Source organism: Maritimibacter harenae, from assembly GCF_009882975.1.
GTDB classification, from domain to species: domain Bacteria; phylum Pseudomonadota; class Alphaproteobacteria; order Rhodobacterales; family Rhodobacteraceae; genus Maritimibacter; species Maritimibacter harenae.
In genome coordinates, this window is record NZ_WTUX01000019.1 from 738,628 (window position 1) to 755,270 (window position 16,643).

Here is a 16,643-nt window from a genome sequence, read left to right on the forward strand (position 1 = left end):
GTTACCCTCCGAAGTCGTCATAATATATCATCTGCCGCTCCACACCGAGCCTGCGCAACGTCGCGAGCACGGCCGAGATCATCAGGGGCGGGCCGCAAAGGTAGAATTCGCAAGTCTCGGGCGCCGGGTGGCGGGCGAGGTGCCGTTCGAGCACCGTATGGATGAAACCCGTCGGCCCCTGCCAGCGGTCGCCCGGCGCGGGGTCGGAGAGCGCAGGCACCCAGTCGAAACGCGGGTGTGCGGCCGCCATGCCCTCGAACTCTTCGACGTAGTAGAGGTCCGCGACCGTGCGCGCCCCGTAGAAATAGGTGATCCGGCGATCGCCCCCGGCCGCGATCTGTTCGTGGGCGATGGCGCGCAGCGGGGCCATGCCCACGCCGCCGCCCACGAGGACGATGTCGTTCGCGGTGTCGCGCACGTGGAACTCGCCGAAGGGTCCGGACACGTCGAGCATGTCGCCCGGCGCGCGCGCGAACAGCCATGAGGATACGATTCCCGGCCGGATTTCGTCCTCGCGGCCCGCAGGCGGCACGGCGAGCCGGATGTTGAAGACCAGGGTGCCTTCGTCCTCGGGCCGGTTGGCGACCGAGTAGGCGCGGGTCGTGGGCTCCTCCGAGCGCGCCGTGAGGTGGTGCCAGCCGGCATGGTCCCAGGCCAGCGCGTGGGCCGCGTCGACCTCCATCTCGGCGAAATCGAGCGCGTAGGGCGGCGCCGTGAGCTGCATGAACCCGCCCGCGCGTAGCGCGATCCCGCGCGGCTCGACCGGGCGCAGAACGAGTTCGCGGATGAGCGGCGCCATCATGCGGTTCGACACCACCTCGCAGGCGAAGGTTTCGGCGGCCAGGATGTCGCCGGGCACCGTCACGTCCACGTCGCCGCCCAGCACGACCTGGCAAGCCAGCCGCGTGTGTGCCCGCCGTTCGGCCGCGGACAGCAGGCTCGTCTCCGTGGGTTGCACGGCGTTGCAGCCCGGCCCCGTCGCCTCGACCCGGCAGAGCCCGCACGTGCCGCTGCCGCCACAGCCCGCGGGGATCGGGATGTCCGCGCCGTGGAGCGTGGACAAAAGCGTTTCGCCGCGCTGCGCGATGATCGGGTCCCCGCCGTTCACCACCACGTGGCTCGCCCCGCGCGGCAGCCAGGCCCGCCGCGCCACCAGAAGCCCGAGGCTGAGGATCAGCACGAGCGCCACCATGACGCCGGATCCGACGAGGATCTCGCTCATGACGTCACCATCTGGGCGAAGGCGGAAAACCCGAGCGACAGCATGCCCGTCAGCAGGAAGGCCGCGCCGAGGCCGCGCAGCCCGGCGGGCAGGTCGGCATAGGCCAGCCGGCCGCGGATCGCGGCCAGCATGATCACCGCCAGCGCGAAGCCCGCCCCGGACCCGAGCCCGAAGACCGCGCTTTCGGCCAGGTCGTAGCGCCGCTCCACCATGAAGAGGCTCCCCCCGAGGATCGCGCATTGCACGGTGAGAAGCGGCAGGAACGCCCCGAAGGCCGCGTGGATCGTGGGCACGAAGCGCTGGAGAAGAATCTCGAGAAGCTGCACGGTGGCCGCGATCACGCCGATGAACGCCAGCAGCGACAGGTAGCTCAGGTCGAGCTCCGGGTAACCCGCCCAGCCCCAGGCGCCGGGGGCGAGGAGCAGGTCATAGACCACGCGATTGAGCGGGACGGTCAGGCCCAGCACCAGCGTCATCGCGACACCCAGCCCCAACGCCGCGTCGACCCGGCGCGACAGGGCGAGGAAGGTGCACAGCCCCAAGAAGAAGGTCAGCGGCATGTTCTCCACGAACATGGCGCGCAGGAAGAGGGCGCCAAGATCGGTCATTCCGCGGCCTCCCGGCGGTCGGGCGGCGTGTGGGCCAGGGGCTCGGCCTGCTCGCTGAGCGTCGCGCGGATCGCCCAGACGAGAAGCCCCAGCAGGAAGAACGCGCTTGGCGCGAGGAGCATGAGGCTCAGCGGTGTGAACCAGCCGCCATCCTCGACCGTGCGCAGGACAGGCACGCCCATCAGGGTGCCCTTGCCGAAAAGTTCGCGCAGGGTGCCGATCACCACGAGGATCAGCGAGTATCCCAGCCCGTTGCCCGCCGCGTCGACGACCGACGGCAGAACCGGGTTGTGGCGCGCGAACGACTCGGCGCGACCCAGCACGAGGCAGTTGGTGGTGATCAGGCTGACGAAGACCGACAGCCGCTGGCTGATGTCGAAGAAATAGGCCTGGAGCACCTGGTCGATCACGATCACCAGCGACGCGACGATCAGGATCTGGACGATCAGCCGGATGCTGACCGGGATGTGGCGGCGGATCAGGCTGATGATCGCCGCGGACAGGACCAGTACGGTGGTCAGGGCCACCGACATGGTCAGCGCTGTGTCGAGCGACGTGGTCACCGCCAACGCCGAGCAGATTCCCAGGATCTGGAGCGTCACCGGGTTTTCCCGGATCAGCGGCGTGAAGAAGATGTGGCGAAGCGTGCGGCGGGCCATCTCAGAACTCCCTCCGCCGGATCGCGTCGATCACCGGGCCATAGCCGTCCGGGCCCAGCCAAAAGCGCACCATCTGCGTAACGCCGCGCCCGGTCCGGGAGGCGCCGGTGATGCCGTCGACCTCGTAAGGCGAGACGGCCGGCCCGCGTGCCACGGCGAATTTCATCGTGCCGGCCGGATCGCGCACCTGGGTGCCCTGAAACCCGGCCTGCCAGCCCGGCTCCTCGATCCGCGCGCCAAGCCCCGGGGTCTCCGACTGGCGGGTGACGGTCATGCCCGCGATCGTGTTCATGTCGCCGGTGAGCGCGACCATCGCCTCGATCGGCCCGTTGTAACCCGAGCCGATCATCGGGAAGATCGCGGTCTCGACCCGGTCGTCGCGGCGCAGGATGTAGATCTGGACGTAGCGCGGACGCGTGTCGATCCCGGCGATGTCCTGGTTGTCGTCGAGGTTGGCATAGTTGGCAGGGTCCTGAAGCGCGGCGTCGAGCGTGTCCGGCGTCACGTCGCGCGCCGCCATCCCGGTTTCGAGGTCCACGACCACGGTGGAAAGCGTTGCGCCGTCGTCGGCCTCGAGCATCGCCTCCATCCCCGGGATGGCGTCGATCAGCGCTTCGAGGCGAAGCTGGGTTTCCGCCGCCCGGTTCGCCTGCTGGATTGGGCGCAGGACCACCGTCGCCCCGGTCACGAACAGCGAGCACAACGCGGCGACCAGTATCGCCACCGCGATCGTCTTGCCGCGATTGTCGTTGGGCAGGGCGAGGAAGCGTTTCCACAGCGATATAGGGTTCAGGTCAGCCAAGGCGTCGTCTCCGTCGGGCGTGCCAGGCGAGCAGCGCGAGCTCGTCCAGAAGGGGGGCGGTCAGGTTGGCGATCAGCGCGGCGCTCAGGGCAAGCTGTACGGTGGCGGCCCCTGTCCAGAGCGAAAGGAACAGCGCGATGAGGCCGCCGTAGAGCAGGCCCTGCGCCCAGCGGCCCAGCTGCGTGGCCGCGCTCGTGACCGGGTCGCATGTGAGCAGGGTGAAGGTGACGAGGATCGCCGGGGCGATGAACGGGTCGGCGACCGGCAGGCCCGCGAGGGCGGCAAGCCCGAGCGCGATGGCCGCGCCCGCCATCAGCCGGATCGACACGAGCCCGAAGGCGACCCCGATCCCGAGGGCCGCGAGCGCGCCCCAGGTCGCCGTGATCGGCAGCTCGGGCCAGGGCGCGGCGGGGTAGCCGAATCCAAGGAACGCGATGGCGACCGTCGCCGGATGCAGGATGTTGCGTCCCCAGCCGCCGAAGACCAGTTCGCCGATGACCACGCCGAAGCTCACCCCCAGCACGTAGGCGAAGGGGCCGGGCGCGGCGGGCGCGAGCATCGCGATGGCGAGCGCCGTGATGACACCCGCGAGCGAGGGCGGCTGCGCGCGCAGCAGCATGAAGGCGAGCTGCCAGGCGTAGACGATCACCAGCGTGACGAGCAGGCGTACGATCCCGTCCCACCGCTCGGCCGTGATCCACGTGACCGCAAGTGGCAGGAGCGCGAGCAGCAGGAAGAGCGCGACGGTTTCGCGGGTCCAAAGCCCCTTGATCATGGCGCGACCTCCTCCGCCTCGGCCCGGTCGATCAGGGTGCGCAGCATGTCCGCGACCTTCGGCGCGGCCTGGGTGAGGTAGTCGATGAGCGCCAGGTCCTCTTCGACGAGCGAGAAGGCCCCGAGCGCCCGGGCGCTTTCCGTATCCCCGGCGGAAATCGCGCGGATCAGCGGCATCACCGGCACCGCGCCACAGAGCGCCTGGTCGAGCCCGGCGGTGGGCACGAGGGGCAGGGGGCGCGCGGACCGGCCGAGGGCCGCGCGCAGCCAGTGCGGCGGTTTTTCGGGGCCGGCATCCATGAGCGCGGTCACCTGGTGCACGCCGTGCCCGACCCAGCGCGCGCGCGTGCCGTCGATGGCGGAGCCCGCCAGCACGATGTGGCGGCCCGGGACCACCTTGCCCAGCATGAGTTCGCGGATATCGGCGCCGTGCTGCACCCGTCGCAGAAGCGGCGCGCGCATGCCCGGACCGGTGATCGCGACATGCTTGGTCTCCGGCACGTAGCCGCTTCTCAGGAGCGCGCCGATGTCCGCGACCGCTTCCACGTGGATGTCCCAGACCGGGCGCTCGAAACTGGCGGGCGCGCGCGACAGGATATGCGGCCCGGCTAGGCCCCAGGGGTGCGGCGCGGGCGCCTCGATCCGCGTGACGCGGTCAGAGGCATCGCGGATGTCGACCTCGGCGCCGCGCGGGGTCACGAGGAAGACCGGGCCCTCGGTGAGCGCCCCGATCGCCTTCAGACCCGCCGCGAGCTCGGCCCCCCGGTCATGAACCCAGTCGAGCGGGCGGCCCGCCCCGGGGCGGGTGTCGTGGGCCATCACGAAAATCGCGGCGGGCCGCGCCGCGCCGAACGCCGCGACCATGCCCGGGCGCTGGCGGAAGGCGCGCCAGAGGCCCGCGTTGGCCAGAAGTGTCCAGATCGCGGCCCCGTCCGTGGCCTTCGGTATGTCGAACCGATGCCGCCCGCCCTCGCCATCATGGTAGAAGAGCACCGAATTCAATCGCTTGCCGGGATCCATGTCGATCCGGGCGACGCGGGCGGGCATCGGTGCGGTGATGGCGAAGTCACGCGCCTTAATCGCGCGAAGCACGGGTTGGCCCTGTGCCACGCGGTCGCCGGGCTCGACCAGGAGTTCAACGCGGAAATCGCCGCGAAACGGCGAACTGATCGAGGCCTCGCTCGTGATACGGGTCGCGCTGTCCGCCGGGGCCCGCGCGGGCGCCCCGGTGGGCACGGTCAATCCGATGGCACTTCGAGAAGCCACGCGTTGCTCCTTCGGGTCGCGGTGTGATGTCCCGATGCTATCGAGAATTTGTGACGAATCCAGATTACCTGTAGAGTGCTTCCTGCCAACCCCTTCATTTTACGGAAGGAATTTATGTATATCATGCACAAGAATTCCCGGCTGCCGCGACGCATCACGGCGTTCTGCGCGGCGCTCGCCGTGGTCGTGGCCCCGCCGCTTTTCGCCCAATCCGAACCGGAGGGGGAGATCGAGGCGTTGGGTCAGGAACTGTCCACCTACGTCTTTCCGGACGCCGGTCCCTACACGCCGGAAAGCATCGCCATCGGCAATGCGCGCCAGATCGAACTCTGGGCGCGCTCGGCCCATGCCGATGCAGGCGCCGAAGCGTTCTCTCACTGGGACGAGGACGGCGAGATCCCGGGAGCCTGCGCCGCGTGCCATTCGGGGCAGGGCTTTCGCGCCTTCCACGGCCTGGATGGCAGCACGCCCGGGCCGCTCCAATCGCCCGTTCCCACCGGCGGGGTGGTGGATTGCGAAACCTGCCACAACCCGGGGCTGGCCACGATCGAAACGGTGACCCTGCCATCGGGCGTCGCGCATCCGGCCGAGGCCGCCGAAGTGCCGTGCCTGACCTGCCACACGGGCCGGGCCGCGGGCGAACGGGTGGCGGGCGCGACCGCTGACATGCCCGACGACGCGGTGAACCCGGAGCTGTCCTTCGTCAATCCGCATTACAAGATCGCGGGGGCCACCTGGCTCGGCGGCTATGGTGGTGTGGGGTATCACTACCCCGGCAAGACCTACTCCGGCCGCTTCCTGCATGCCAAGCCGGTCGCGACCTGCCTGTCGTGCCACGAGCCGCACGCCCTGACGGTGAACGAGGCGATCTGCCTGACCTGCCATCAGACCGGCCAGCCGGACGAGATCCGCATCTCGCGCCAGAGCTACGACGGCAGCGGCGACACCGAGAAGGGGATCGCGGCGGACATCCGGGCCAACAGCGACCTGCTGATGCGCGAGATGACCGCTTATGCCGAGGAGATCGCCGGGATCGGCCTGCTCTATGACGGCGCGCGCTACCCGTATTTCTTCGCCGATGCCAACCTCGACGGTGTGGCCGATCAGTCGGACGGGCGGCCCGTGGCCTACAACGGCTGGACACCGCGGCTCTTGCGCGCCGCCTACAACTGGAAGGTCGTGAACGCCGATCCGGGCATCCACGTCCACAACCCGCATTACGCGCTGGAGCTGCTCTACGATTCGACCGAGGCGCTTGCGACCGCGCGCGGGGCTGATTTCGCAGCAATGGGCCTTCTGCGGTAGACGCCGCGCCTCAGTGGCTGTCCGACACCGCGACGCGCACGTCGAGGAGCGCTGCGCGCCCTTCGCTCCGGATCGCGTGAAGCGCGCGCTCCAGGGCGGCGGGCAGGGCGTCAGCCGTCTCCACCCGTTCCGCGTAGGCCCGGCTCGCCCCGGCGATGGCCGCGAAGTCGGGGACCGGGGAGAGCGAGGTGAGCGGCATCTCGTTCGCGCGCGCCGCCGCCCCCTCGGGATAGGACAGCACGACGGAGCGGCGCACCGCGTTCCACATCGCGTTGTTCTTCACGATGACGAGGATCGGCAGGTCCAGCGCCTCGGCGATCTGGTGGCAGGCGACGGGGTTCGCGAAGATGTAGGAGCCGTCCCCCATCGCCGCGATGGTGAGTTTGCCGGGGCGCGCCATCTGGGCGCCGAGCGCGGTGGGCAGCGCCCACCCCAGCCCGCCGGAATGAGGGTTGGAGAACAGGCGGTTCGGACCCTTGATCCGCATCGCGCCGGGCACCAGCCCGAGTTCGCTGATGATCACCGCGTCCTCGTCCATGATCTCCGACAGGCAATGGCTGAGCCACTCGGCCCCCATCGGCTCGGCGCCGCGCGCTTCTGACACCATCGCGTCACGCCGCGCGTCCCGGTCGGCCGCGCGTCGGGCGAGGTCGTCCCGGCGCGCCTTCAGCCGGTCCCCGGACGTCGTCATCGCATCGCTGATCGCCGCGACCGTCGCCGCGGGGTCGCCGGTGATGGAAAGGTCGGAGCGGTAGCCGCGAACCGGCATGCGGGCAAAATTCGGGTCGGCGCCGATATGGATGATCTTCGCGTCCGGTTGCGGGGCCTGGGTTTCCTCGATCCACGGCACGCCGGAATCCACCACGAGGATCACGTCGGCCTCTTTTGCCATCGTGGGCGCATAGCCCAACGAGGCCGGGCCGTCGGAGGCCATCACGTTACGGATCACGAAGGGCTCGACGGTGCCGATCCCGTGCTGCCGGCCCAACTCGGACAGGGCCGCCGCAACGCGCCCCTCGGGGTCGCCGCGCTGGCAGATGACGAGGGGGCGCTCGGCCATGGCGAGCATCTCCGCCGCCGCCCGGACCGCCTCGGGGTCGGGCGCCGCCGGGGTTGCGGCCGGGCGCGGTGACGGATCGGAGCGGCGCGGCGCCTTGACCATCTCGGCGAGCGGTTCACGCGGGAGGCTCAGGTAGACCGGCCCGCGCGGCTCCGACTGCGCCAGCGACACGGCGCGCGCGGCAAGCATGCCGCCCTGGTCCGGGTAGCGCATCTCGTAGTTGAACTTGACCGCGTCGCGCACCAGCGCGGTCTGGTCGTACATCTCCTGGCCATACTGGATCGGGGACTTGCGGCTGCCCGCGTATCCCGCCTCGGTCAGTGGCGTGCGCCCCGACATCATCACCAGCGGCACGTTGTCGGACGCGGCATTCAGCACGCCCATCACCGCGTTCGCGAGGCCCACGTTCACGTGCACCATGACCGATTGCGGCTTGCCGGTCGCGAGGTAGTAGCCATGCGCCATGCCGACGGCCGCCGTCTCGTGCGGGACGGTGACGGGCGTGGGCATCGTATCCGGGTCGCGCGCCGCGAACGCCTCGATGATCGAGGGGAAATCCGTGCCCGCATTGGCGAAAAAGTAATCGATCCCGCTGGCCTTCAGACCGGTCAGCAGCGCCTCTGCGCCGGTCTCGGGCGCGGGGGTGTCCGCGTCTGTCATCACTGTCCTCCCTCGGCCCGGTACGGGGCCGTGTCGATAAATTGTGCTTGTCATCCATGTTTAGCAACCCCAAACTGAACCCGAATCTCATTTCGTGAGATTTTGGTTCGCTCCCGGGGAGGGGAGCGACGCAACTAGGGAGGAAAGAAAATGCGGAAACTCATTGCGTCCGCGGCGATGGCGGCTGGCCTTGTGGCCGGTACCGGCGCCGCCCTGGCACAGAACGTGGGCATCGCCACGTCGAACCCGGGATCGCTGTTTCACAACATCGGCACATCGGTCGCCAACGCGGCCAACGCCAACGGGCTGAACACCACGATCCAGCCCGCCACCAGCCCGAACCAGTACATTCCCTACGTGAATTCCGGCGGGATCGAGTTCGGCGTCGCCAACCTTCAGGAGGTCAACTACGCGATCACCGGGGATGCCTGGTGGAACGGGGTCGAGAACCCGAACATCCGCGTCGTGGGCCACCTGCAGCCGCTGGTCGAAGCGATCTTCGTGCGCAAGGACAGCGACATCATGTCGGTCTCGGACCTGAAGGGGAAACCGATGACGGACGGCTACACCGCGCAGAACACCATCCTGCCGCAGCTGTCGGCCTTCTACGCCACGGCCGGCATGACGCGTGACGATGTCGAGAAGGTCTCGGTCGCCTCGGTGGTCGCGGGCGCGGATGCGTTCATGGCCGGTGACACGGTCGGCTTCATCTTCGCCCACGGCGCGGGCAAGGTGCGCGAGGCCGATGCGGCCGTCGGCGGCCTGCGTGCGCTCGGCGTGGGTGACGACAGCGACGAGGCGCTTGCCGCCGCGCGCGAGCACTGGCCCACCGCCTTCTTCACCAGCCTGCCCGAAGGCGCGATGCCGGGTGTCCTCGAGGAAACCACCTACATCGCGTTCCCGCAGGTCGTGTTCACCCATGCCGACGTGCCGGATGACGTCGTCTACGAGATGGCCAAGGCCATGTACGAACAGGCCTCGGTCATGGGCGAGACGTTCCCGCCGATGCGGGCGTTCAAGCCGGAGAACATGAAAGGCGATCCCGGCATCGCCGAGTTCCACCCGGGCGCCCTGCGCTTCTTCGAAGAGATGGGCTTGAACTGAGGACCCCCTGATGGCGGCTATGGAAACAAGGGAGGCCGGTTTCGGCCTTCCGCCCTCGGTCTGGCGCCCGATCGCGAACGTGCTGGCCACCCTCATGACGCTCACGGCCATCGGCTGGGCGCTGTCGGTGAACCGGTACTTCGGGTTGGGGCTCTACCCGCAGCAATTCTTCGCGGCAATGCTCGTTTTCGTGCTGCCCGTCGCGTATCTCACGCTGCCCGCCCGGCAGGGGAGCGAGCGCACCACCGTGCCGATCTACGACGTGGTGCTTGCGCTCGCGTCCATGGCCGCCTTCGGCTTCATCGCGGTCAAGTATCCGCAACTCGTCCTGATGATCTTCGCGCGTCCGCTCGAGGTCTGGCTGCCCGGCCTGATCGCGATCGTCCTGACGCTCGAGGCGCTGCGCCGGGCGACCGGCTGGGCGTTGGTGATCATCATCGCCGTCTTCCTTCTTTATGCACTCTTCGGCGACGTGTTCCCGGGCCGCCTTCAGGGCCGGCCGCAGAACTGGCAGCTTCTGTCGGGCTACATGGCGTTCGATTCCAACGGTATTCTCGGACTGCCGATGTCGATCGCCTCGACCGTGGTCGTGGCTTTCATCCTCTTCGGCGTCCTTCTCAATCTCACCGGCGGTTCGCACTTCTTCACCGACGCCGCGATCATCGGCATGGGTCGCTACCGTGGCGGGTCGATGAAGATCGCCGTGCTCGCTTCGGGCCTCTTCGGGTCGATCAGCGGCTCGGCGGTGGCGAACGTGGTGGGAACCGGGGTCGTGACGATCCCGATGATCAAGCGGGACGGCTACCCGGGCCACAAGGCCGGCGCGATCGAGGCCGTGGCCTCGACCGGCGGGCAGTTGATGCCGCCCGTCATGGGGGCCTCCGCCTTCCTCATGGCCGAGTTCCTGGCCGTCCCCTATTCCTCGATCGTCCTGGCCGCGCTCGTGCCGGCGATCCTCTATTACGTCGCGCTTTTCATCCAGGCGGACCTCGAAGCCGCCAAGCTGGGCATCCGGGCCATCCCGAAGGAGGATATTCCCGACCGGCGCAAGGTCATGGTCGGGATGCACTTCGTCCTGGCCTTCGCGGTACTCATCTACCTGCTGTTCTGGCAACGCTACCAGCCCGAGCGTGCCGCGCTCTGGTCCGCGCTGGCCCTGATCGGTACGTCGATGGTCATCGGCTACGACGGCGTTCGTCCGACGCTGCGCACCATCCTGTCGGCCCTGTCGCGCACCGGGCTCGGGGTCGTGGAGATCCTGCTGATCTCGGCCGCCTCCGGGATCGTGATCGGCGTGCTGAACGTGACCGGCCTGAGTTTCAACCTGACCTACCTGCTGGTCCAGATCGGGGGCGGCAGCGCGGTGATCCTGCTGGCCCTGTCGGCCATCGTCTGCATCATCCTCGGGATGGGGCTTCCGACCCTCGGGGTCTACGTCCTGCTGGCTGCTCTCGTGGCGCCCGCGCTGGTCGAAGTGGGGATCGAGCCGATCGCGGCGCATCTCTACGTGCTCTATTTCGGCATGATGTCGATGATCACGCCGCCCATCGCGCTCGCCGCCTTCGCGGCGGCCTCGATCGCAAAGTCGCCCTCCATGGCGACGGGTTGGGCCGCGATGCGCTTCGGTTGGTCGGCCTACGTGATCCCGGTGCTCTTCGTCTTCTCGCCCACGCTCATTCTGATCGGTGCGCCGTTCGAGATCGCGCTGGCGCTCGTCACCGCCATCGTGGGGGTCTGGCTGATCTCTTCGGCCCTTGCGGGCTACTTCTCGCAGCGCCTGAGCAAGAGCAAACGCGTGCTGTTCGCCGTCTTCGGCCTTCTTTCGCTCATGCCCGCGGGCATGTTCGAGGGGGCGATCTATTCCGACGCGCTGGGGGTTCTTGGCGGCATCGCCCTGATGGGCAACGAGATCCGGCGCAGCCGCGCGACGGCGGAGGTGCGGGCATGAGCACGGGGGTCGGCAGCGCGGAGCGTATCCTGGGCATTCTGGACCTGTTCACGGAGAACAGGCTGGAATGGACCGCGGACGAGATGATGGCCGAACTCGGCTACACCCGTCCCACGCTCTACCGCTACATCAAGACCCTGAAGGACGCGGGCTTTCTGAGCCAGAACGGCCCCCACGGCCTCACGCTGGGCCCGCGCGTGGTCGAGCTCGACTTCCTCATGCGCAAGTCCGACGCGCTGCTGTTGGAGGGCAGTGCGGTTCTCAAGGACCTGGCCGCCCTGCATCCCGCGACCGCGCTTCTGGTTAGATGGTACGGCAACAAGCTTCTCTGCGTGGCCTCCGAGGTCTCTTCGCCGGAACCAAAGTCGAGCTACCCGCGCGGGCGCCCGATGCCGCTGGCGCGCGGTGCGATCAGCCGGGCGATCCTCGCCCACCTGCCGCGCCGGCAGATGCTGTCGAAGATCCGCGAGAACCTGGATGACCTGCGCGAACTGGGGATGGGCGACACGGTCGAGGAGATCGCCGACAACCTGCGCCAGATGCGAAAGGGCGGCACGCTCATCGCGCGCGGCGAGGTGACCGACGGGGTGGTCGGCATCGCCGCCCCGGTCTTCGACGCGAGCAGGGCGCCCGTGGCGGTCCTGTGCCTGACCGTCGACCGCGACACGCTGGACGACGCGAAGCTGAAAGAGCTGTCAGGCGAAATCTGGGCGGCCGCCACGCGGCTCAGCGATGCCCTGACGCACATGCGCATCGAGGACGTGGTCCTCGGAGAACTTTGAACGACGCAAAAGGTAGTGAGCGACATGAAAAAGATCGACATCTTCAACCACATCTGGCCGAAACCCTTTCACGAGGCGCTGATCGACCACGTGGGCGAGACCACCGACATCACCCGGCGCTCGGAAGCGGTGCCGATGATGACCGATCTCGACCGCCGGTTCGAGGTGATGAACATGTTCGGCGAGGATTACTGCCAGATCCTGTCGCTCGCCTCGCCGCCGTTCGAGAAATACGCGGATCCCGACAAGTCGCTCGACCTGGCGAAGATCGCCTCCGACAGCATGGCGGAGCTTTGCCAGCAATATCCGGACCGCTTCCCCGGTTTCATCGGCTCGGCCGTGATGAACAACCCCGACGCGGTTGTCGAGGAAGCGCGCCGCAACATTGAGGACTTGGGCGCGGTCGGCATGCAGATCTTCACCAACGTCGGGGGCAAGCCGCTCGACCTGCCGGAGTTCGAGCCGTTCTTCGAATACATGGCCAAGAGCGGCAAGGCGGTGTGGATGCACCCGGCGCGGGGCGCGAACTTCCCCGACTACCTGACCGAGGATCAGTCGGAATACGAGATCTGGTGGACCTTCGGCTGGCCCTACGAGACGTCGGCCGCGATGGCGCGCATGGTGTTCTCGGGCCTGTTCGACCGGCACCCCGGCCTCAACGTCGTCACCCACCACGCCGGCGGCATGGTGCCCTTCTTCGAGGGCCGCGTCGGCCCCGGCTGGGACCAGATGGGCGCGCGGACCACGGACCGCGATCTTGCCGCCGTGCGCAAGGCGCTGAAGAAGCCGCATCTCGAGTACTTCAAGGACTTCTATGCCGATACCGCCACCTTCGGCTCGGCCACCGCGATCAAGCACGCGATCGAGTTCTTCGGCGAGGACCACGTGATGTTCGCCTCGGACGCGCCCTTCGACCCGGAGGCCGGCCCGATGTACATCCGCGAGACCATCCGCATCCTCGACGAGCTCGACATCCCCGAGGAGACTCGGCGTAAGGTCTACCAGGACAACGCCGCGAAACTTCTCGGCCTGTCGATCTGAGGGCGCCATGACCTACGACACCGCACGGCATTTTATCGGGGGCAGCTGGATCGCGGAGGGCGCGCTGGGCGACAGCGTGAACCCGGCCGACGACAGCGTGCTTGGACAGTATCACGCAGGCTCCGCCGCGATGGTGGAGCAGGCGGCGCGGCAGGCACGCGAGACGTTCTTCACCACCGATTGGGCCCACGCCCCCCGGATGCGCGCGCAGGCGCTTTTCGAATTCGCCGACCGGATGGAGGCGGCGAAGGACGAGATCATCGACCTGATCGTCGCCGAGAACGGCAAGCTGCGCTCCGAAGCGCTGGGCGAGACGATGGGCTCGATCTCCGAGGTGCGGTACTACGCCGGACTCGCGCGCAACCTGCGCGGCACGATGCAGGAGATCATGCCGGGCCAGATGTCGCTCTTCCACCGGGAGGCCGCCGGGGTCGCGGGGATCATCGTGCCTTGGAACGCACCGGTGACGCTTCTGATCCGCTCGCTCGGGCCGGCGCTCGCGGCCGGCTGCACCTGTCTCATCAAGCCCGCGCACCAGACACCGCTGGTCCATGCCCGGGTGATGCAGTGTCTGGCCGAAAGCCCCTCCATGCCCGCGGGCGTGGTCAACTCGATCAACGAGAACGGGATCGAGGTGGGGCAGGCCATCGTGTCTTCGCCCGACATCGACACCATTTCCTTCACGGGCTCGTCCGCCACCGGCAAGGCGATCATGGCGGCCGCGGCGCCCACGCTGAAACGTGTCGGGCTCGAACTCGGGGGCAAGGCGCCCGCCGTGATCTTCGAGGATGCCGATATCGACCAGGCCGTCACCGACCTCACCCACGGCGCGCTCACGATGGCCGGGCAGATCTGCGTCGCTGCCGCGCGCTTTCTTGTCCATGAAAGCATCGCGAAGGCGTTCGAGGACCGGATCAAGGCCGCCTTCGCCGCCGTGCGCGTGGGGCCGGGAAACGACCCGCAAAGCGAGATGGGCAGCCTGATCGACCGCGCGAACCTCGACCGCCTGAAGGCGATCATCGAGCGCGCGGGCGACGAGGGCGAAATGGTGCTGCGTGGCGAGGCGCTGAACAAAGGCGCGTTCCTGACACCCAGCCTTTTCCGCATCGACGATGTGTCCTCATCGCTCGTGCAGGACGAACTCTTCGGCCCCATCGTCTCCATCGAGACCTTCGCGGACGAGGCCGAGGCGGTGGCCAAGGCGAACGCCACGCCCTATGGCCTGGCGGCCAGTGTCTTCACCACGGACCTTTCGCGCGCCATGCGCATGAGCCGCGCGATCCGCTCCGGGACCGTCTGGCTCAACAGCCACATGCGCCTGGCGGCCGAGGCCGAGACGGGCGGATACGGCCAGTCGGGCCTCGGGCGCCTGCACGGGCCCGAAGGGCTGCACGACTTCATGGAGACCAAGCACATCTATCTGGAACAGGGGATGATCTGAGATATGGCCAACGGCACCGATTACGACGTCATCATCGCGGGCGGGGGGCCGGTCGGCATGGGGCTGGCCATCGAGCTGGGCCAGCGCGGCATCCCCGTGCTCGTGATCGAGCGTTACCCGGAACCGCAGCCGATCCCCAAGGGCCAGAACCTGACCCAGCGCACCACCGAGACGCTGCATTTCTGGGGCTGCGAGAAGGAACTGCGCGCCGCGCGCTCGATCCCCGACGAGGTGGGGATCGGCGGGCTCACCCTCTACAAGCACCTGATGAGCGACTACCACTACGATTGGCTGAACCGGGCCAGCGTGAACGAGTACTACCTCACCACGAACGAACGCCTCCCGCAGTACGAAACCGAACGCGTCCTGCGCGCGCGTGCGCGCGAGATAGAGTGCATCGACATCCTCTACGGCTGGTCGGTGGAGCGGGTCGAGGACACGGGCGACCACGCCGCCGTCGTGGCGGCCGAGCGGGACGGGCCGGGGCAGAAGACGCTCACCGCCCAGTACGTCGTGGGCTGCGACGGCAGCCGCTCGACCGTGCGCGAAACAGGGGGCATCCCGCAGACGCAGTCGGACCACGACAAGCTGATGGTGCTCCTGGTGTTCCGCTCGATGGAGTTGCACGAGATGCTCAAGCGCTATCCGGGCAAGGCGTTCTACAACGTGCTCCACCCGGACCTCGAGGGCTATTGGCAGTTCTTCGGCCGCGTCGACATCGGCAGCTTCTTCTTCCACGCCCCGGTGCCCGCTGGCTCGACCGAGAAGGATGACTTCGAGTCGCTTCTGCAGGAGGTCGTGGGCCAGCCCTTCGACCTCGAGATCGACTATGTCGGGTTCTGGGACCTGCGGGTGTCGATCGCGACGCGCTACCGGGCGGGCCGCATCTTCGTGGCGGGCGACGCGGCCCATTCCCATCCGCCCTACGGCGGCTACGGGATCAACACCGGCTTCGAGGACGCCCGCAACCTGGGCTGGAAGATCGCGGCCCGGCTCCAGGGGTGGGGGCGCGATGCGCTGCTCGACAGCTACGACGCCGAGCGGCGGCCGGTCTTTGCCTCCACCGCGCGCGATTTCATCGAGTTCTTCATCGACGACGACCGCCGGTTCCTCGAGACCTACAATCCGGAAACGGATCGCGCGGCATTCGAAGACGCCTGGGCGAAACGCAACGCGACCGCCGCGGAGGTCGCGAACTTCGAACCCAACTACGAAGGCTCGCCCATCGTGGCGGGGGAGGGGGGCACACCGAGCGCCCGGGGCGACCATCGGTTCGAGGCGCGGCCGGGCCATCACCTTGCCCCGCAGATCCTTTCGGACGGCACCAACGTGTTCCACCGGCTGGGGCAGGGGTTCACGCTCCTGAACTTCGGTCGGCCCGGCGCGGCCGGCGAGGTCGAGGCTCTGGCGAAGCGCGAGGGGTTGCCCCTGACGCTCGTCGAGGACGCCGCCGACACGGCCTATGGCGCCAGCATGATCCTCGTGCGCCCCGACCACTACGTCGCCTGGGCGGGCGACTCGGCGGCGGCAGCGGCAGATGCGCTCGCCCGGTCGGTCGGGCTGGAACCGGTGGCCTGAGCCGGTGACTCGGGGCCCGCGACGCGGTTTCGCGGGCCGGTCCACCCGGCTGGGGCGATGATTCCGGGCCTGATTCCGCCCCGACCGGCCGAAACCGGCCGCGACCTGAACGAAGCGGCCCGGAGCCGGAACCCGCGAAGCGCAATGAAACAAGGCGCAAACGCCGTACAGAGCGGCCGATTTCGGATCGATGCACTTTTTTTGAAAAAACCACTTGCGGGTGTCGGTCGAGAACCGTAAATACCCCCTCACCGGCGGCGCTGAGGCGCACAACGGGACGCCAGACGGAACGACGAAGCGATGCTTCGGAGGGAAGGACGGCGGAAAGATTTGAGGTAAGACTGGGCGGGCGCGCCGAAGAAGTTAGGGCGCATCCGGTTATGTTTTGTCTCT

At 68.2% G+C, this 16,643-nt stretch carries 14 protein-coding genes; 7 read left to right on the forward strand and 7 right to left on the reverse strand.

Going from position 1 to position 16,643, the window contains the following annotated elements; genetic code table 11:
• Nucleotide 1 precedes the first annotated feature (1 nt).
• The 6 genes from nqrF to GQE99_RS18320 are packed head-to-tail and all read right to left on the reverse strand — an operon-like array spanning nucleotide 2 to nucleotide 5,331.
• The gene (gene nqrF, locus GQE99_RS18295; RefSeq protein ID WP_161353214.1) at nucleotides 2-1,222 is read right to left on the reverse strand and encodes an NADH:ubiquinone reductase (Na(+)-transporting) subunit F; all 1,221 of its coding nucleotides are present in this window, start codon (nucleotides 1,220-1,222) and stop codon (nucleotides 2-4) included.
• Nucleotides 1,219-1,830, reverse strand: coding sequence for an NADH:ubiquinone reductase (Na(+)-transporting) subunit E (gene nqrE, locus GQE99_RS18300; protein ID WP_161353216.1), 612 nt, complete (start codon nucleotides 1,828-1,830; stop codon nucleotides 1,219-1,221). Before nqrE ends, nqrF begins: the two co-directional genes overlap by 4 nt.
• Nucleotides 1,827-2,489, reverse strand: a complete 663-nt coding sequence (locus tag GQE99_RS18305) for an NADH:ubiquinone reductase (Na(+)-transporting) subunit D (RefSeq protein ID WP_161353218.1) — start codon at nucleotides 2,487-2,489, stop codon at nucleotides 1,827-1,829. Before GQE99_RS18305 ends, nqrE begins: the two co-directional genes overlap by 4 nt.
• 1 nt (nucleotide 2,490) lies before the next feature.
• Nucleotides 2,491-3,291, reverse strand: a complete 801-nt coding sequence (locus tag GQE99_RS18310) for an FMN-binding protein (protein WP_161353220.1) — start codon at nucleotides 3,289-3,291, stop codon at nucleotides 2,491-2,493.
• Nucleotides 3,284-4,066 (reverse strand): RnfABCDGE type electron transport complex subunit D, encoded by a 783-nt coding sequence (locus tag GQE99_RS18315; protein WP_161353221.1) that lies wholly within the window; start codon nucleotides 4,064-4,066, stop codon nucleotides 3,284-3,286. The genes GQE99_RS18310 and GQE99_RS18315 overlap by 8 nt, the downstream gene beginning before the upstream one ends.
• Nucleotides 4,063-5,331 (reverse strand): Na(+)-translocating NADH-quinone reductase subunit A, encoded by a 1,269-nt coding sequence (locus GQE99_RS18320; protein ID WP_161353223.1) that lies wholly within the window; start codon nucleotides 5,329-5,331, stop codon nucleotides 4,063-4,065. The genes GQE99_RS18315 and GQE99_RS18320 overlap by 4 nt, the downstream gene beginning before the upstream one ends.
• 123 nt (nucleotides 5,332-5,454) lie before the next feature.
• Between GQE99_RS18320 and GQE99_RS18325 the strand changes: the two genes are divergently transcribed.
• On the forward strand, nucleotides 5,455-6,636 hold the full coding sequence (locus GQE99_RS18325; RefSeq protein ID WP_202530891.1) for a cytochrome c3 family protein: 1,182 nt from the start codon (nucleotides 5,455-5,457) through the stop codon (nucleotides 6,634-6,636).
• Between the two features lie 10 nt (nucleotides 6,637-6,646).
• Here the strand turns inward: GQE99_RS18325 and GQE99_RS18330 are convergent, their stop codons facing one another.
• Entirely contained in the window at nucleotides 6,647-8,356 is a 1,710-nt protein-coding gene (locus tag GQE99_RS18330) for a thiamine pyrophosphate-requiring protein (RefSeq protein ID WP_161353225.1), read from the reverse strand.
• A 150-nt stretch (nucleotides 8,357-8,506) separates the two neighbouring features.
• Here GQE99_RS18330 and GQE99_RS18335 point away from each other — a divergent pair, with 150 nt between their 5' ends.
• The 6 genes from GQE99_RS18335 to GQE99_RS18360 are packed head-to-tail and all read left to right on the forward strand — an operon-like array spanning nucleotide 8,507 to nucleotide 16,250.
• The gene (locus tag GQE99_RS18335; RefSeq protein WP_161353226.1) at nucleotides 8,507-9,460 is read left to right on the forward strand and encodes a TAXI family TRAP transporter solute-binding subunit; all 954 of its coding nucleotides are present in this window, start codon (nucleotides 8,507-8,509) and stop codon (nucleotides 9,458-9,460) included.
• 10 nt (nucleotides 9,461-9,470) lie between these two features.
• Nucleotides 9,471-11,408: a TRAP transporter permease gene (locus tag GQE99_RS18340; RefSeq protein WP_161353228.1), complete on the forward strand. Its 1,938-nt coding sequence runs from the start codon at nucleotides 9,471-9,473 to the stop codon at nucleotides 11,406-11,408.
• Complete coding sequence (locus GQE99_RS18345) at nucleotides 11,405-12,190, forward strand: IclR family transcriptional regulator (RefSeq protein ID WP_161353230.1); 786 nt, start codon at nucleotides 11,405-11,407, stop codon at nucleotides 12,188-12,190. Before GQE99_RS18340 ends, GQE99_RS18345 begins: the two co-directional genes overlap by 4 nt.
• Before the next feature lie 24 nt (nucleotides 12,191-12,214).
• Nucleotides 12,215-13,231, forward strand: a complete 1,017-nt coding sequence (locus GQE99_RS18350) for an amidohydrolase family protein (RefSeq protein ID WP_161353322.1) — start codon at nucleotides 12,215-12,217, stop codon at nucleotides 13,229-13,231.
• Nucleotides 13,232-13,238: 7 nt separating this feature from the next.
• On the forward strand, nucleotides 13,239-14,672 hold the full coding sequence (locus tag GQE99_RS18355) for an aldehyde dehydrogenase family protein (protein WP_161353232.1): 1,434 nt from the start codon (nucleotides 13,239-13,241) through the stop codon (nucleotides 14,670-14,672).
• 3 nt (nucleotides 14,673-14,675) lie between these two features.
• Entirely contained in the window at nucleotides 14,676-16,250 is a 1,575-nt protein-coding gene (locus GQE99_RS18360) for an FAD-dependent monooxygenase (RefSeq protein WP_161353234.1), read from the forward strand.
• The last annotated feature ends 393 nt before the right edge of the window (nucleotides 16,251-16,643 follow it).

Bases quoted from the DNA above. Each gene is read 5' to 3' on its own strand.
- nqrF (WP_161353214.1), bottom strand. From the start codon at position 1,222: ATGAGCGAGATCCTCGTCGGATCCGGCGTCATGGTGGCGCTCGTGCTG.
- nqrE (WP_161353216.1), bottom strand. From the start codon at position 1,830: ATGACCGATCTTGGCGCCCTCTTCCTGCGCGCCATGTTCGTGGAGAAC.
- GQE99_RS18305 (WP_161353218.1), bottom strand. From the start codon at position 2,489: ATGGCCCGCCGCACGCTTCGCCACATCTTCTTCACGCCGCTGATCCGG.
- GQE99_RS18315 (WP_161353221.1), bottom strand. From the start codon at position 4,066: ATGATCAAGGGGCTTTGGACCCGCGAAACCGTCGCGCTCTTCCTGCTG.
- GQE99_RS18325 (WP_202530891.1), top strand. From the start codon at position 5,455: ATGCACAAGAATTCCCGGCTGCCGCGACGCATCACGGCGTTCTGCGCG.
- GQE99_RS18330 (WP_161353225.1), bottom strand. From the start codon at position 8,356: ATGACAGACGCGGACACCCCCGCGCCCGAGACCGGCGCAGAGGCGCTG.
- GQE99_RS18335 (WP_161353226.1), top strand. From the start codon at position 8,507: ATGCGGAAACTCATTGCGTCCGCGGCGATGGCGGCTGGCCTTGTGGCC.
- GQE99_RS18340 (WP_161353228.1), top strand. From the start codon at position 9,471: ATGGCGGCTATGGAAACAAGGGAGGCCGGTTTCGGCCTTCCGCCCTCG.
- GQE99_RS18345 (WP_161353230.1), top strand. From the start codon at position 11,405: ATGAGCACGGGGGTCGGCAGCGCGGAGCGTATCCTGGGCATTCTGGAC.
- GQE99_RS18350 (WP_161353322.1), top strand. From the start codon at position 12,215: ATGAAAAAGATCGACATCTTCAACCACATCTGGCCGAAACCCTTTCAC.
- GQE99_RS18355 (WP_161353232.1), top strand. From the start codon at position 13,239: ATGACCTACGACACCGCACGGCATTTTATCGGGGGCAGCTGGATCGCG.
- GQE99_RS18360 (WP_161353234.1), top strand. From the start codon at position 14,676: ATGGCCAACGGCACCGATTACGACGTCATCATCGCGGGCGGGGGGCCG.